Source organism: Sphingomonas sp. P4_G3 (assembly GCF_056401105.1).
This window is the reverse complement of record NZ_JBFUJZ010000007.1, coordinates 72,133-87,020: the sequence shown is the minus strand read 5'-3', so window position 1 is coordinate 87,020 and position 14,888 is coordinate 72,133. Positions and strand designations below refer to the sequence as shown.

Sequence of the window (14,888 nt, the reverse complement as noted above, 5' to 3'; positions counted from 1 at the left end):
AGACTCATTAGCCGATCGCCAAAACAGCGCCGGTCGAGGCATCGAGCCTCGCCCGCCGCTAAACCCACCCCTTGATCCCCTCCCTTTCAGGGAGGGGAGAAGAGTCCCTAATGAACCGACGCGAACAACTCCGCGAGTGACGCGATCCCCAGCTTGCGGAAGATCTGCTTGCGGTGATCCTTGACCGTATGTCGGCTGATCCCGAGCCGCAACGCGATGGCATCGCTCGAACAGCCGAGCAGCAGCAAATCGCACACCTGATTCTCGCGCGGCGAGAGACAATTGCGGAGCGTGGCGCCCTCCCCGGTCAGCACGCGATGGCGCTCGAACGCCGCGGCGATCGGCGTCGCGGCGGCATCGAGCGCACGCAACGTCGCGGCCGGCGCCGCATGGCGCCCGCGTTCGCGGTACAGGCCGAGCTCGATCGTCCCACCCCAGCCGCGCAGATGGAGTCCAAGCTCCTCCTGGCGCTCGGGCCAGCCTGCGGTGCGGAAGCCGAGCTCCTCTTCGGGTGCCGGCACCAACCAGGGCCGCAGCGCCGCGATGCGATCGGGTGCGGTGCCAGCGAAATCGCGCGCGCGGACCACGCCCGGCCGCGCCAGCATCGGATTGATGCGATGCGTGACGCGCGCATAGGTCTCGATCGCGTCGCGCCGCCCGATCCGGTCGAAATCGTCGAACAGCACGCGCGGCCGTTCGCCATCGGGATGGAGGACGATGGCGGCGAGATCGAAGCCGGCGAAACGCCGCACGCTGTCGGCCGCCGTGGCCAGGAAATCAGGCGCGCCGATCGCGCTGATCACGTCGCCGATCAGGTCGTGCACCGCGCGCATCAATCCTTGATCCCGCGGCCCGCGCGCAGCCGCGCCAGCACGCCGTCGAGCGCGGCATCGAGATCGGGCAGCACGCCGTCGCGCGTGATCGCGCGGAACACCTGTTCGTTGATCCCGCCGCGCGTCTGATATTCGTCGGCGAGCTGCGCGAAACTCCGCTCGGGCGCAGCGGGCGAAGCGCTGCCGAGACCTTCGAGCATCTGGGCCATGAAGGCGTGCGCCTTGCCGGCATCGACACCGTTCGCTTCCATCCACGACGTCACGGTCCGCACGAAGGCGAAATAGCTGCTCATCGTCGCGGTCGCCGAGGAGAAGACGTCGAACTCGCTTTCGTTGGCGAGCTCGATCGCGGTGCCGAGCCGGTCGTAGAGCGCCTTCACCTGCGCATTGGGCGGAAACATCGCGGTCGGCCCCTGCCCGCGCGCGACCGGCGGCAGCGGGACGGCGCGGGTCACGGTCGCGGCCGGCGCGGTGACCTCGTGCAGATAGTCGAGCGAGATCGTCGCGATCAGGCTCAGCACGTGATGGTCGGGGCGGAAGGTCAGCGGCCGCAGTACCTCATCGGCGATCTGCGGACGGACCGACAGAACGACCATGTCGCTGGCATCGACCACCGCCTGGTTGCCAGCTGCGATCGTGACGTGCGGGAAACGCGCGGCGAGGTCGGCGGCGATATCGGCATTGCGCGGCGAGACGATAATGGGCTCGCTGCCCGACAACGCCAGCCCCTCGATCATCGCCGCGGCGATCGTACCCGTACCGACGAAGCCTAATGTTCCGACCAACGATCCCACCTTCACCCCACCACAATTGTTCTTCAGATAAATACAGTACAATTACTGCCTTGTCGATGGGCGGCACTGAATCGCTTGGGCTACTTCAGCAGACCCAAAACCCACGCTTCCCCGGCGAAGGCCGGGGCCCAGTACCTATGATGCCGAGATGGCATCCCGCCGCCGAGAATGCGTTGCACTGGGCCCCGGCCTTCGCCGGGGAAGCGTTTAAAAATGCGCGCGCTTTTGGTCAGCACGCCAGCCACGTATCGTTGAGCCGGTACCCCTGCGGAAACGGATCGTCGGGATCGGCGCCGTAATAGGAAACGCCCGTCAGCCATGCCCGCCCCGCGACCCGCGTCACGACGCCGGGCTCGCCGCCCACTTTGGTCTCCGCCTCGATCCCGCAGAGGAATTCGGTGTCGAGGATCGAGGTGTGAACGAACCGCTCGCCCATCGCGAGCTCACCGCGCGCGTGCATCAGTGCCATGCGCGCCGAGCTGCCGGTGCCGCACGGACTGCGGTCGATGCGGCCGGGCGAGACCACCACCGCATTCTTCGCGGTCTTGACCCCGTCGCGCTCGGTCAACGGCCCGGCGAACAGGGTCTGGTTGATCGTGTGGATGCCCGGATTTTCGGGATGGACCGAGGGCAATTGCTCGGCCGCGGCGAGCTTGATCCGCTCGCCCATCTCGACCAGCGCGCGTGCTTCATCGCGTGCCAGGGTGAAGCCGAGCTTTCCGGCATCGACGATCGCATAGATCATCCCGCCATAGGCAACATCGACCGTGACCGTGCCGAGCCCCGGCACTTCGACCGCCGCATCGCGATGCATGACGAAAGCGGGCACATTCCGGAACGATACCCGGCGGCATTTGCCGTTGTCGCATTCGGCTTCGACATGGACCAATCCGGCCGGCGTATCGACGATTAGGTGCGTGATTGGTGCTAATATTGGCACCATTCCGGTTTCGAGCACGGCAGTGACCGTGCACATCAGGTTAGACCCTGACATTGCAGGATAATAATCCGATTCGATCACGATCAGGCCGATATCGGCCTCGGGCGCGATCGGTGGGGTGACGAGGTTGACCGCGGCGTTCACGCTGCCGCGCGGATCGGACAGCAGCATGCCGCGCAGCCAGTCCTGATCGCGGATAAATGCTTGTTGTTGCTCGAACATCGAGGAAGCGCGTGGCGCGATGACGCCGCCGGTGATGACGCGGCCGACTTCTCCTTCGGCATGCGCGCCGACGACCGTCACGAGGTGTTGCAAGCGCATAATTCAGCTTCCCGATTGGATATTGGATACAATTTTTGCATCGATGCGCTTTTAGTGCTCCGCGGCCCTGGCCTGGCGCAGCGCCATGACGAGGGTCCGCCCAGCGTCGAGAATGTGCAGTTTCAGGAACGCGACCGCCGCTTCGGCGTCGCGCAGCGCGCAGAAGCGCAGTATCTCGCGATGCTCGCGCTCGGCCGTGTCGAGGCCGTCGGTCATCAACAGATGCAGGCGGATATAGCGTTCGACGCGGAGGTTGATGCCGTGGAGGACGGCCAGGGTCTGCGGCCGCCCGGCGGGAAGATAGAGCCGGCGATGGAAGGCCCAGTTGAGCCGTCCCCAGCTCGCCATGTCGCCGCGCCGATAGGATTGCTCGAGCTGGCCAAGGACGTCCCGCGCCTCGGCAATATCGCTGTCCGTCATCCGCCAGATCGCGCGTGCCAGCATGTCGGTTTCGAGCAAGGCACGGAGTTCGAACAATTCTTCCACCTGTTCGGTCGGGATCGAGGTGACGACGGCGCCCTTGTGGGTCTCCATCGACACCAGCCCGCACGCTTCCAATTGCCTCAGCGCCTCGCGCACCGGCATTCGGCTGACACCATATTCCTCGGCAAGCACATCCTGGACCAGGGCCTCGCCATCGCGGAACTCGCCGCTCAAGATACGCTCCTGGAGCGATTCGCGAATGTCCGCGGGGAGGCTCCGCCGTTCGATCTCATGCCGCTCCGATGGCGACTCCAGCACTGCCATTTTCCTGTCCTTTGCCCTGGCGAAACGCCGCCGCTTCCGGGGTCGATGTGGCGAAATCGAGCCCCTGCGGCAATCGCTATCGACATCCTAGTTTGTATTTTATATGTATCCAATACAATTGTTGACGGAGAAAAAAGGCATGACTGAGGCTTGGACGGGCGTTTTCCCGGCGGTGACGACGAAAATGACACAAGCGGGAAATCTCGATTTTGACGCGATTCGTGCAAGTATTGAGCGGCTGGTGACCAACGGCGTGTCGGGAATCATCGTCCTCCCGGTGCTCGGCGAGAATGCCTCGCTGACTCTCGCCGAACGCGAGACCGTCATCCGTACCGCGGTCGAAACCGTCGGCGGGCGCGTCCCCGTCCTGTCGGGCCTCGCCGAGATCACGATCGACACCGCGCGAGCGAATGCGAAGCTCTACAAATCCTGGGGCGCGCAAGGCCTGATGGTCTTCCCCAGCCTGGGCTATAAGAGCGATCCGCGCGAGACCGCGGCCTGGTATCGCGGCGTGGCCGGCGCGTCGGATTTGCCGATCATGATCTACAACAATCCGATCGCTTATGGCGTCGACGTCACCCCGGCGGTGCTCGAGACCCTGGCCGACGTGCCCGAGATCGTCTGCGTCAAGGAAGAGAGCGGCGACATCCGCCGCGTCACCGATTTGCGCGTGGCATTGGGCGACCGGTTCAGCATCTTCTGCGGCGTCGACGATCTGATCGTCGAGAGCATGGCGCTGGGCACGACCGGCTGGGTGTCGGGCATGACCAATGTCTGGCCGAAGCAATGCGTCGCGCTGTTCGAGCTGTGCCGCAACGAGCAGTTCGCCAAGGCGCGCGAGCTCTACCGGATGCTCACGCCGAGCTTCCATCTCGATACGCACGTCAAGCTGGTCCAGTATATCAAGCTGGCCGAGAACCTCGTCTATGGCGCGCCCGAATGGACCCGCTCGCCGCGCCTCTCGCTGGTCGACGAGGAGCGGAGCTTCGTCGTTGACACGATCCGCGGGGCGATGGATCAGCTCGCCGGCTCCGCCTGGGCCTGAGCCCACCATCATCCCTATCGAAGGACAATCGCATGACCGAGATCAAACGCTGGCACCCGACCGCCCGCATGAACCAGATGGTGGCCTATAACGGCCTGATCTTCACCGCCGGCCAGGTCGCCGAGGACAATGCCGGCAAGAGCGTGGCGGAGCAGACCGCCGAGATCCTGCGCACGATCGACAGCCTGCTAGCCGAGGCCGGCAGCGACAAGAGCCGCATTCTCAGCGCGACCATCTATCTGGCCGACATCGGCGGCTTTGCCGAGATGAACACGGTGTGGGATGCGTGGGTCTCGCCTGACGCCAAGCCGGCGCGGGCCACGGTCGAGGCGCGGCTGACCGGGCCGGAATATGCGGTTGAGATTAGCGTGATCGCGGCGGGGTGATCGCTGGAGTCGAGCCCGATAAGCTTCAACCGTCATGCCGGGCTTGTCCCGGCATCCACCGTGCAGGTTAGCGCAGTAGCAGAACCTCTTTTCCCGGGATTGCCGCCCGGTGGACCCCGGCACAAGGCCGGGGTGACGGAGGATGGGCTGGGGTGACGGATTAGTGCAGGACAATCGCGACAAGCCCGCCAGCCAGGCCGGCGACGACGACCGCGCGCACCAGATGCGGGGCGAAGCTCAGGCCGAGGAGGATCGTGCCGCAGGCTAGCGGCAGCAAGCCGAACCAGGTGACGATGTCGGTTGGCTGGCGGCTGGCGACGGCGAGCCCCAGCGACAGCGACAGCAGCACCCAGCCGGCGATCACGGTCGCGCGGGGCGTGGCGATAGTGCGCCAGTTGCCGAGCAGGACGCCGCGATGCGGCTGCATCGAGGCGGCAAGCAGGTAGAGGCCGAGGAATTCCAGCATCGCGAAGGTCATGCGATCGCCCTCGCCCGCACCGTGCGGCGGGTATCGGCGCGGCGGCGTGTCACGGTCCGCACGCCGACCGACGCGGCCAGGGCGACGGCGATGAGCAACGCGTCGGTCACGGGTAGCGCAAAGTCGCCGCGGGCCAATGCCTGAGCCAAATAGGGTAGCCCGCCCCCGACGATTGGTGCCGCAAGACAGAGCAAAGCGAGGACTCCCAGCAGCAGCGACCACCCCAGACGCGGCGGCACGGCAAGCGCGACGAGAAGCGCGAGGCCGGCGGCATCGAGCGCGACCGTCACTTCCAGTTGTGCGCGATCGGCGAGCCCCGGCGGCAGCAACCGGTTGGCGCAGAGATAAGCGGCAAAACCGACCGGCACCCCGACGAGGGTCCCGACATTGAGCCGCTCGACGATCCGGTTCGCCAGCGACAAGGGCGCGCGCTCGCGGCGCTTGACCACCCACAGGATCATCCCGCTCGCCACCGCCAGGGTCAGCATCGCGCCGCCGAGGAAATAGAGCCAGCGCAGCAATCCATTCGCGAACCGCCCCATGTGCAGGCCGTAGATCACCGCATAGGTGCCGACCGCGGGCCGCGTCTCGGCCCAGGCGCCGATCACCCGGCCACTCGGCCCGTCGAAGCTGACCTCTGCCGTGGTCGCGCCGATCTGCGCGGCGTCGCTGCGATAGACGGTGACGACCGAGGCGGCGTCGGCGGGATTGGCGATCGATACGCGAGAGAATGGCGCGCCGCCGAACCGCCGCTCGGCCTCTCGCAGCATCGGTGCGATCGGTGCCAGCGTCGCGGGACGTCCCGCCGCCGGCCGATCGACCGCGCCGGGCGCGAGGTCGTGAAACGCCGCGGCCAGGTCGTTGCCGTAATTGGCGACGATCCCCCAGGGCATGTTCAATGAGGCGAGCGTGACCAGCCCGCTGAAGGTGATCATCAGGTGGAACGGCATGGCCAGCACGCCGAGCGCATTGTGCCCGTCGAGCCACGACCTTTGTCCTTTTCGCGGGCGAAAGGTGAAGAAGTCGCGGAAGATGCGGCGATGCGCGATGATCCCGGTGACGAGCGCGGTCAGCATCGTCAGCGCGGCGATCGACGCCAGCCAGCGGCCCCAGGGATAAGGCAGTTCGAGTTCGAAATGCAGCCGGTAGAAGAACTCGCCGCCCAGCGTCTCGCGCGCGACCGGTGCGCCGCTGACCGGGTCGAGCGCGCGCGCGACATAGTCGCCGCCGCTGTCATAGGTCGCCTCGACGTTATTGGCGCGATCGTCGGGCGCGGTCAGGTACCAGCCGGCCGACTTGGGCGCGTTCGCCGCCAGCCAGCGCGTTGCCGCATTAATCGCCTCGACCCGCCCCGCGCTGGCGGTCGCTTCCGGGCGCATCCAGCGGCTGATCTCGGGCTTGAACACGCTCATCGTGCCGGCCAGGCACATCACGAACAGCACCCAGCCGAGCGCCAGCCCGGTCCAGCCGTGCAGCCAGGCCATGACCTGCCGCGTGCCCTCGCGGATCGCGCTCATCCTACCGGCGATCCGATCATCCAGGCCAGGCCGCCGAACAATGCGGCGAGCACAACCACCCCGCCCCAGGCCCGCCATGGCCCGCGCGCGAGGAAGGCCCAGACCGCCACCGCGGGCACCGCCAGATAGGCGCACAGAGTCCCCGCGATCACGCCGTCGATCCGCCCGCCCGCGCCCAACCGCGCGACCGCCATCGCCAGGCACGACGCGACCCCATAAGCGCCCAGGCTCCCGGCAAGCACGCGCGCGGCGACATTGCCGCGATAACGCCAGCCGCGCCGCTCCGCCGCGCGCGCGCCCATCAGAAATCGAGCCCGATCGTCACCGCCACACTGCGCGGCGCGGCGTAATAGGCCTGGCCCCACATCAGGCTGGCGAGATATTTGGTATCGGTGACGTTGCGCACATTGACCGTCGCGCGGACGTGATCGAGCAACCGGATACCCGCCATCAGGTCGAGCACCGCATAACTGTCCTGGCGCAGCAGGACGTCGCCGCTGACCACGCCCATCGCCTGCACCGTGGCATCGGCGTAGCGGATCGCGTTCTGCCAGCGCAGTTGCGCGCCGAGCTTGAGATCGTTGAGCCGCGGCATTGTGTAGGTGGTCGACAGCTTGAGCGACTTGGTCGGCAGGAAAGTGCGCGTCGGGTTGCCGGCCTGGTCGTCGATCTCGAGCCCGGTATAGCCGCCGCTCACGCGCCAATTGTCGGTGACCTTGCCCGCGATCTCGATCTCGAACCCGCGCGAGGTGGTGTCGACGCCGGCATAACAGGTGCCGCCGACCGGCCCGTTGACACACGGCCCATTGGGATCGCCGAACGCGCCGATCGCTGAGGCCAGCCCCTTCTGCCTGGCGCGGAACAGCGACGCGGTGGCATAGAGCTTGCCGCCAAACCATTCGCTCTTGATCCCGCCTTCGATGCTGCTGCCGCGCGCCGGATCGAGCTTGCGGTTATCGATGTCGACTTCGCTCTGCGGATTGAAGATGTCGGTATAGCTCGCATAGAGCGAGACGTTGCTGGTCAGGTCATAGACCGCGCCGGCATAGGGGCTGACCGCATGCGCGTCGCGCGACTGGTCGGTGCCATAGGATGTGCCGGTCGACTTGAGCCACATCGCGCTGGCGCCGACCACTGCCTTCAACCTGTCGGTTATGTTGAGGTGCGCGGCGCCATAAGCGCGGGTCAGCCGGTCGGTATAATCGGCGGCGAGATAGGCGCCCGGATAGCTCGGCTCGGGGACGATCGTCTTGCCCCAATCGCCGACCGCCGGAAAGGCGATCGCGTCGGTCGAGAAATTCTCCCACTCGCGGCCATGCGAGCGCGCGGTCGAAACGCCGAACGCCAATTGGTGCTGGCGCCCGAACAGCGTGAACGGGCCGGACGCGTAGAAATCGCCGAGATACTGATCGTAGGCCGAGGGATAGATGCCCGACATGCCCGCGACGCCCAAACCGGTCGCGCGGTCGGGGAAATTATAGGCATAGAGCAGCTTCGCTTCTTCCTCGAAGCGCTTGTAGGTGAACACGCCTTTCGCCGACCAGCCGCCGCCCAGATCATAGGCAAGCTCGCCGAACGCGCTCTGATCGGTGACGTCCCAATAGGTCCAGGGCGCCGAGGTCGAGGCCGAGACCGGGTAATCGATCCGCGTCCCGTCGCTATAGGTCAGCGGCAACGCGCCCCACATCACGCCATCGGCATGGTTTTCCTGCCGCGTATAGCCGGCCGTCGCGGTCAGCCGCGGCGTGACCTTCCACGAGACGATGCCGCCATAGACGTTGCGGTTGACGTGGTTGAAGTCGAGCCAGGAATCGCGATTGTCGTGCGCGTAGATCAGCCGCGCGGCAACCGTGCCCGACGCGTCGAGCGGCCCCGACACGTCGCCTTCGAAGCGCAGCTGGTTCCACGATCCCGCCATGACGGAGGCCGAGGCCTGGAAGTCTTCGGTCGGGCGCTTGCGGACATAATTGATCGTCGCCGACGGATTGCCGATGCCGGTCATGATCGCATTAGCGCCGCGCACCGTCTCGACCCGGTCCCACAGCGCGGTGTCGAGCGCGCCGAATTGCAGCCCCCAGAGCAAGGGCATACCGATCCCGTCGACCTGGAAATTGGTGATGTCGAAGCCGCGCGCGTTGAAATAGGTGCGGTCGGTCTCGACCCGCTCGACATTGATCCCGACCGCCTGATCGAGCAGGTCGTTGACGTTGGTCAGCGCGAAGTCGTCGATCCGGCTGCGGTCGATGATGGTCACCGATTGCGGCGTCTCGCGCAGCGTCAGCGGCAGGCCGGTCGACGACGCGCTCTGATTCGCCGCCAGCGTGCCGGTGATGACGATTTCCGCCTTCGCCTGATCATCCCCCTCTTCCTCAGGCCCGGCGGCCCAGGCCGGATGGCTCCACGCCAGCGCCAATACGGCAGAGAGAGCGAGGTGCCTGCGGGCAATGGTCATCGACGAGCCTTCCATGATGCGATCGGGAAGCGCGGCTCGTATGATTGTCGCTATTGCGAGTCAATGTCATTATCAATAATTGGATGGGCGCAAGGAGAGAGCGCTGGCGGCGACGTGGCCAACAGCGCTCTGTTGCTTCCAAAGCGGACGCCGACGAGGTAGCATGAATATGGCTCGAACTGGGCCGAATTGGAAAAACGCGATGCGTCAGCGCGATAGAGCGCCCATTGCGCTTAGTGCTACGGTTCGCCAAATGTATCGGCATGGGGCGTGAGATATTTGAAGAGCGATCCGCGCATGCTGATACGGCCACGCCGACCGTGACATTATCGACGTATGACGCGCTGCTCGGTCGCGCCCAAGAAGAAGCGTTAAGTGGTGCTGCCGCCCACATCCCGTTTGCACAGCAGCCGTTGTTGAACGGAGTACCCTACAAAGCCTTCCGGCAGTCGGTGGCGCTCGATGACCGTCGACAGGCGGGTACCTTCTTCTCTGGTGCAACGTTAGCGCGCGAGCTGGCTACCAGATTGCGATCTATAGTGCCCGAGGGCGCCCGTGTGTTGGATCCAACCTGCGGAATGGGCGATTTGCTGCTTGCTTATGCTGCGGAATTACCCCTCGGCGACACTCTTGCCGAAACGCTCGCCCGGTGGGGCGAACAAATTGCAGGGATAGATCCGCGTCCAGAACTTGTCGCCATGGCTAAGGCTCGTCTCGTCGCCCTCGCTCGCGGACGCGGTCGCTTTTGCGATCCGCTGAACGAACTCGGGCAGCTATTCCCGCACATCATCGTAGGAAACATGTTCGCCGAGGCAGATCGACTTGCGGCCGCGGCGGGGTTCCTTTTCAACCCACCCTTTGGCTGCACGAGCGAGCATAGGGTTGCAGGCTGGGGAAGCGGCAAGCTTAGTTCGGCGGCACTCTTCTTAGACGCGCTGATCACGGCTGCGCGCGCCGACGCCCCAATCGCAGCGGTTCTCCCCGAAGTGTTACGATGCGGCTCCCGATATGCGTCGTTCCGGACGATGCTGGTCGAGCGCGGGATAAGCGGCGATTTTGCATCAAGGGGACAGTTTGACGCCTGGACCGACGTCGACGTGTTCACAACCATGCTGCGGGCTGCACCTGGCCCCCTCTGGTCGGCAGCCGAACCGCAAGGCGATACGGTGGGTGACCACTATTTGGTACGCGTGGGTCCGGTTGTGCCGCATCGTCACGAGAATAAGGGACCGTGGCGTCGCTTCATTTGCGCAAAAAGCGTGCCGGCGTGGAGTGAGGATTTTAGACCGACCGCGAGCCGCCGCTTCAAGGGAACGGTCTTCGACCCGCCCTTCGTCGTTGTGCGGCGCACCTCCAGCCCGAGCGATCGTAAGCGCGCCGTCGGCGCCATCATCGTTGGAGATGCGCCGGTCGCAGTCGAAAACCACCTGATCGTCATAATGCCGATCGACGGTGGTTATGAGCGATGCCGTGCACTGCTGGAAGTATTGAGATCGGACCGCACTTCGGACTACCTCAATCGCAGCATCCGATGCCGTCATCTAACGACAGGCTCGGTGTCCGCTATCCCGTGGGCCGACGCGTGAGCGACGGGTTCCGCTTTTCCCCAGACATCCTCGCCCGCTTGGGTGAGGAACTTGTGCCAGATGCAGACCAAGGCATCATCGAACTTGCCAAGAATGCATACGATGCCGACGCCTCAGTTTGCGTAGTTCAGCTCGACGCTGTCAATTCCGGAAACGGCACGATCAGCATTTTCGACGATGGTGTTGGCATGACCGCCGATACAATACGGAACGGCTGGCTCGTCATTGGTCGTTCGGCCAAGCAACAGAAAATTGCGACCGACGTCTACCGACGCGTCCCGGCAGGCGACAAAGGATTGGGTCGTCTCGCAGCGTTACGGCTCGGGGAACGTGTGCGGCTGATGACTAGGCCGGCCAGCGAACCCGGCGTCCAGCACCAGCTCACGATCGACTGGTCGGCATTCGCAAGCGCTGACCATGTTGAGGACATATCGCTCGTCGTCGAAAGTGGCCCGACTGACCTCGCGCCTGGGACAGACATCGTCATCGAGTCGGTGGCGACAAGGTTCGGCCGCGTTGCCGTCAACAAACTGGCCCGCAACCTTCTGCTCCTATCGGACCCGTTCGAGGGAGCAGCGAACCGCGTTAGGGAGGTGGCTACCGCCGAGGATGCGACGGTCGATCCGGGCTTTCGAGCGAAACTAGAGACCCCGGAATTCGCCGACCTCGCGGCTAAGGTAGCGAGTGGCTATTTCACCGACGCGCAATATCGCGTGCAGGCAGTCGTCAACGAGCTAGGTACGGTCATTTTTCGACGACTGGACTGGCAAGGCCAACTACTCGACGAAGAAATTGCCGGCACCACCTATGACGCACCGCCGATGACGTTCGAGCTTTGGGTGTTCATCCTCGATGCGCAATCATTCTCCACTAGATCCGCCACGATTGGCGAAGTGCGTGATTGGCTGACCGAGGTTGGCGGCGTTCACGTCTATGAGGACGGCATCAGGGTTCCGCCGTACGGCGGCTCGGGCAACGACTGGCTTGAGATGAACTTGCGCCGTGCCCGAAGCCCGGAAGGGCGGCCTTCGACAAACACGTCGATCGGACTGGTGCGCGTTACCAACAAATCCGGCCGACTTGCGCAGAAAACCGATCGCAATGGCTATATCGAGAACGAGGCATTTCAAGAATTAAAGCGGGTCTGCACCGATGTGCTCGATTGGGCCGCGCGGATTCAAATCCGCGCGCGCGACGCATACCGTCGTACGGAGAGCGAGAAGGTAAAGCGCGCGACAGGGCGAGCCCGGTCACAACTTGAAACCGTACTCGCAAAGTCGGTCAAGAGCACAGAACGCCAAAGCGTCGAGCGAGCAATCGAGCAATTGGTCAAGGAATCGGGGGTCGAAGCGCGTTCGTTGCGAGACGAACTCCAACTCTATCGCTCGCTAGCTACCGCGGGAATGGCGTCGGCGGTGTTCGTGCATGAAATTGGGCGGCCGCTCAATATGATCGATAAAGCGATCGTGTCGCTGCGACGACTCATCCCGACCGACAGGCAAGAAGATGCCGAACGTAAGGTCCGGCGGATCGCGGTTGCCAAAGAGCGCCTGAACTCGTTCATGTCGATCCCGCTGACATTACTGGCGAAGCGCAAGCGACGCTCGGGGCGCATCAGCGTTAATGACTGCGTGCGAGAACTTGTCAGCCTGCTCGACCCCATCAACCAGTTCTTCAAGGTATCGGTCGAACTGGATCTGACTGAATCCTATACCGATATCAACGGCAGCGCCGCGCTGATCGACGGCATTTGCCTAAACCTGATCATGAACGCGATGAATGCCTTTCAGCGGCAAGGTTACTCGCAGGAAAATCGCACGATCCGCATCCAGACGCGGTTGGAAGATTCGTACGTTATATTGGTCGTCGAAGACAATGCCGGTGGCATCGACGGTCTTGAGGTCGACGATATCTGGCTACCCGGCGTGACGACGTCGCCGGAAGGCACCGGCTTCGGCTTAACGATCGTCCGCGACTCCGTCGCAGATCTTGGCGGCGCGATCGACGTGATCGCACGATCGGAGTTCGGAGGTGCACGCTTTACGGCACGCTTCGCTGCCATGACGGTGCTGTGCTGATGAACGTGGCAGTGCAGATCAATACGCTGTTACCCGCGAGTCGCGTCGCGGTGATCGACGATGACGAGGAAGGTTGCGAGGAAATTAGCGATCTTCTTCGGGATTTCGGATTTGAGCCCCGCGCAGTCACCGGACGCTTCGACGACCGGTTGGGGGATATGATCGCGGCGATCGAGGCAACGTCTCCCAGTTTCGTCATTTGCGATAACCGCCTTCAGCCGCGCCAGATGGCGCAGTTTTACGGTTCTTCGGTGGTGAAAGCACTGGTCGAGCGGCAACAACCCGCAATGCTTCTAACCACCTATGCTTCACCGGACCGCGTAAGCTTGCGCGCGTCGCGCTTCGAGGTTCCGGTCATCGTCGACCGCGGCGAATTCGACCCTGAACGGCTTGGCGACTATTTCGAAGTTTGCAGGCGCGAAATCGCCGCCGATCCGGTGGATCACCGCCGTCCCCATCGCTCGCTCATTCGCGTAGACGGTGTAAGCGACGGTCAGATGTCTCAGCTCGACGTCGTGGTGCCGGCTTGGCGCCCGGACCACGCTGTATCCATCCCGATATCCTGCGTAGCCCACGAGCTCCACCGCGATCTCAAACCCGGCGTTTATCTGTTCGGCGAAGTAAACATTGGCGCCGCGCACGAGGATGATCTTTTCTTCCACGATCTTAGCAAGATCGCGCCCCCGCCGAACGAGCATCTCGCATGACGAGCGTCATCCTGCTGGACGTCGGGCACGGCAACTGCGCCATCGTGCGCAGCGCCGCGACGACCGCAGTGATCGATTGTCCCACGGGGGCAATGCTGGTCGATACGTTGGACGACCTCGGCGTTGAGACAGTAGAGACCGCGATCATTTCGCACGCTGACAAAGATCACATCGCCGGCATTCTTTCGCTGCTGAGCAGCGATCCCGTCCGCGTCGAGCGGATCTTCGTCAACCCCGACGGCCAGAAGAACACCAAAATCTGGCGGGATTTTCGCGTCGCTGTCGCCGACGCTGAGCAGCGGGGCACCGTTGAGATCATGACCAGTCTGTCGACGACGACACCGGGCTCTATCGCCGTCGGCGATGCAGAGATTGCGGTGCTCAGTCCCTCGGCGTCCCTTGCGCTGACGGGGGTCGGCGGGAAGACCCCGGATACAGGCAAGGCCGTCACCGCCAATACCCTATCAGGTGTCTTGCGGATCAGGTGCGGCGACGCCGGAGGCATATTGTTGGCTGCCGATATGGACGAGGTAAGCTTAGATGCGGCCCTCGCGTCGAACATCGACCTTGTCGCAGATGTGTTGGTCTTCCCGCATCACGGTGGACTTCCCGGCAGCGCCGATCCGGCGCTCTTTGCCAATCGGCTTATCGCGGCAGTCGAGCCCCGGTCAGTGGTGTTTTCGAACGGGCGGGGAGGTCACGACACGCCGCGACCCGAAATCGTCAAAGCGACGCTGGAGCGTGGCTGTGCGGTTGCGTGCACCCAGCTTTCGCGTCAGTGCCACGCCGCCAAGCTGAATTCGACCGCCCATCTTGAACCCTTACGCGCGAGTGGCCGCGAGCGCGGCGCGTGCTGCGGCGGGTCTATGACCTTCGAATTATCTCCAAACGTGGGCCGATCGCCGGATTTGGTCGAGCGCCATCAGGAGTTCATCACCGAGTACGTCGCATCTCCGATGTGCCGGTAGCCTAGCGGGAGATCCGTGCCAGTTTAAACAGGCACG

At 64.0% G+C, this 14,888-nt stretch carries 14 protein-coding genes; 6 read left to right on the top strand and 8 right to left on the bottom strand.

The window, feature by feature from the left end; all coding sequences use genetic code 11:
• Positions 1-107: 107 nt before the first annotated feature.
• The 4 genes from AC1DQQ_RS16845 to AC1DQQ_RS16830 all read right to left on the bottom strand — a co-directional run bounded on the left by AC1DQQ_RS16845 (position 108) and on the right by AC1DQQ_RS16830 (position 3,635).
• Positions 108-833, bottom strand: coding sequence for a helix-turn-helix transcriptional regulator (locus tag AC1DQQ_RS16845; RefSeq protein ID WP_478045923.1), 726 nt, complete (start codon positions 831-833; stop codon positions 108-110).
• Entirely contained in the window at positions 833-1,618 is a 786-nt protein-coding gene (locus AC1DQQ_RS16840; RefSeq protein ID WP_478045920.1) for a pyrroline-5-carboxylate reductase, read from the bottom strand. The genes AC1DQQ_RS16845 and AC1DQQ_RS16840 overlap by 1 nt, the downstream gene beginning before the upstream one ends.
• A gap of 238 nt (positions 1,619-1,856) precedes the next feature.
• A complete protein-coding gene (locus AC1DQQ_RS16835; RefSeq protein WP_478045918.1) occupies positions 1,857-2,888 on the bottom strand; it encodes a proline racemase family protein in 1,032 nt (343 codons plus the stop codon).
• 51 nt (positions 2,889-2,939) lie between these two features.
• Positions 2,940-3,635, bottom strand: coding sequence for a GntR family transcriptional regulator (locus tag AC1DQQ_RS16830; RefSeq protein ID WP_478045916.1), 696 nt, complete (start codon positions 3,633-3,635; stop codon positions 2,940-2,942).
• A 139-nt stretch (positions 3,636-3,774) separates the two neighbouring features.
• On the opposite strand from AC1DQQ_RS16830, the gene AC1DQQ_RS16825 reads away from it, so the two are divergent.
• Together AC1DQQ_RS16825 and AC1DQQ_RS16820 are read left to right on the top strand one after the other, a co-directional pair.
• The gene (locus tag AC1DQQ_RS16825; RefSeq protein ID WP_478045915.1) at positions 3,775-4,680 is read left to right on the top strand and encodes a dihydrodipicolinate synthase family protein; all 906 of its coding nucleotides are present in this window, start codon (positions 3,775-3,777) and stop codon (positions 4,678-4,680) included.
• Between the two features lie 32 nt (positions 4,681-4,712).
• Positions 4,713-5,066 carry a RidA family protein gene (locus AC1DQQ_RS16820; RefSeq protein WP_478045914.1) on the top strand — a complete coding sequence of 118 codons (354 nt, stop codon included), beginning with the start codon at positions 4,713-4,715 and terminating at the stop codon, positions 5,064-5,066.
• Between the two features lie 160 nt (positions 5,067-5,226).
• Here AC1DQQ_RS16820 and AC1DQQ_RS16815 read toward each other — a convergent pair whose 3' ends face one another.
• From AC1DQQ_RS16815 to AC1DQQ_RS16800, 4 genes are read right to left on the bottom strand one after another with little or no spacing between them, the layout of a single operon-like run.
• Positions 5,227-5,544: a DUF3325 family protein gene (locus AC1DQQ_RS16815; protein WP_478045912.1), complete on the bottom strand. Its 318-nt coding sequence runs from the start codon at positions 5,542-5,544 to the stop codon at positions 5,227-5,229.
• Complete coding sequence (locus AC1DQQ_RS16810) at positions 5,541-7,061, bottom strand: PepSY-associated TM helix domain-containing protein (RefSeq protein ID WP_478045911.1); 1,521 nt, start codon at positions 7,059-7,061, stop codon at positions 5,541-5,543. The genes AC1DQQ_RS16815 and AC1DQQ_RS16810 overlap by 4 nt, the downstream gene beginning before the upstream one ends.
• A complete protein-coding gene (locus AC1DQQ_RS16805; RefSeq protein WP_478045909.1) occupies positions 7,058-7,363 on the bottom strand; it encodes a DUF3649 domain-containing protein in 306 nt (101 codons plus the stop codon). Before AC1DQQ_RS16805 ends, AC1DQQ_RS16810 begins: the two co-directional genes overlap by 4 nt.
• Positions 7,363-9,513, bottom strand: a complete 2,151-nt coding sequence (locus AC1DQQ_RS16800) for a TonB-dependent siderophore receptor (protein WP_478045907.1) — start codon at positions 9,511-9,513, stop codon at positions 7,363-7,365. Before AC1DQQ_RS16800 ends, AC1DQQ_RS16805 begins: the two co-directional genes overlap by 1 nt.
• Positions 9,514-9,776: 263 nt before the next feature.
• Between AC1DQQ_RS16800 and AC1DQQ_RS16795 the strand changes: the two genes are divergently transcribed.
• The 4 genes from AC1DQQ_RS16795 to AC1DQQ_RS16780 are packed head-to-tail and all read left to right on the top strand — an operon-like array spanning position 9,777 to position 14,852.
• Positions 9,777-11,099 carry a class I SAM-dependent methyltransferase gene (locus AC1DQQ_RS16795; protein ID WP_478045906.1) on the top strand — a complete coding sequence of 441 codons (1,323 nt, stop codon included), beginning with the start codon at positions 9,777-9,779 and terminating at the stop codon, positions 11,097-11,099.
• Positions 11,096-13,177: a sensor histidine kinase gene (locus AC1DQQ_RS16790; protein WP_478045904.1), complete on the top strand. Its 2,082-nt coding sequence runs from the start codon at positions 11,096-11,098 to the stop codon at positions 13,175-13,177. Before AC1DQQ_RS16795 ends, AC1DQQ_RS16790 begins: the two co-directional genes overlap by 4 nt.
• Positions 13,177-13,884, top strand: coding sequence for a hypothetical protein (locus AC1DQQ_RS16785; RefSeq protein ID WP_478045902.1), 708 nt, complete (start codon positions 13,177-13,179; stop codon positions 13,882-13,884). The genes AC1DQQ_RS16790 and AC1DQQ_RS16785 overlap by 1 nt, the downstream gene beginning before the upstream one ends.
• A complete protein-coding gene (locus AC1DQQ_RS16780) occupies positions 13,881-14,852 on the top strand; it encodes a ComEC/Rec2 family competence protein (protein WP_478045900.1) in 972 nt (323 codons plus the stop codon). The genes AC1DQQ_RS16785 and AC1DQQ_RS16780 overlap by 4 nt, the downstream gene beginning before the upstream one ends.
• Positions 14,853-14,888: the final 36 nt, after the last annotated feature.

Coding starts and splice junctions, on each gene's coding strand:
- AC1DQQ_RS16800 (WP_478045907.1), bottom strand. CDS start 9,513: ATGACCATTGCCCGCAGGCACCTCGCTCTCTCTGCCGTATTGGCGCTG.
- AC1DQQ_RS16845 (WP_478045923.1), bottom strand. CDS start 833: ATGCGCGCGGTGCACGACCTGATCGGCGACGTGATCAGCGCGATCGGC.
- AC1DQQ_RS16780 (WP_478045900.1), top strand. CDS start 13,881: ATGACGAGCGTCATCCTGCTGGACGTCGGGCACGGCAACTGCGCCATC.
- AC1DQQ_RS16830 (WP_478045916.1), bottom strand. CDS start 3,635: ATGGCAGTGCTGGAGTCGCCATCGGAGCGGCATGAGATCGAACGGCGG.
- AC1DQQ_RS16835 (WP_478045918.1), bottom strand. CDS start 2,888: ATGCGCTTGCAACACCTCGTGACGGTCGTCGGCGCGCATGCCGAAGGA.
- AC1DQQ_RS16825 (WP_478045915.1), top strand. CDS start 3,775: ATGACTGAGGCTTGGACGGGCGTTTTCCCGGCGGTGACGACGAAAATG.
- AC1DQQ_RS16795 (WP_478045906.1), top strand. CDS start 9,777: ATGGGGCGTGAGATATTTGAAGAGCGATCCGCGCATGCTGATACGGCC.
- AC1DQQ_RS16805 (WP_478045909.1), bottom strand. CDS start 7,363: ATGGGCGCGCGCGCGGCGGAGCGGCGCGGCTGGCGTTATCGCGGCAAT.
- AC1DQQ_RS16815 (WP_478045912.1), bottom strand. CDS start 5,544: ATGACCTTCGCGATGCTGGAATTCCTCGGCCTCTACCTGCTTGCCGCC.
- AC1DQQ_RS16820 (WP_478045914.1), top strand. CDS start 4,713: ATGACCGAGATCAAACGCTGGCACCCGACCGCCCGCATGAACCAGATG.
- AC1DQQ_RS16785 (WP_478045902.1), top strand. CDS start 13,177: ATGAACGTGGCAGTGCAGATCAATACGCTGTTACCCGCGAGTCGCGTC.
- AC1DQQ_RS16810 (WP_478045911.1), bottom strand. CDS start 7,061: ATGAGCGCGATCCGCGAGGGCACGCGGCAGGTCATGGCCTGGCTGCAC.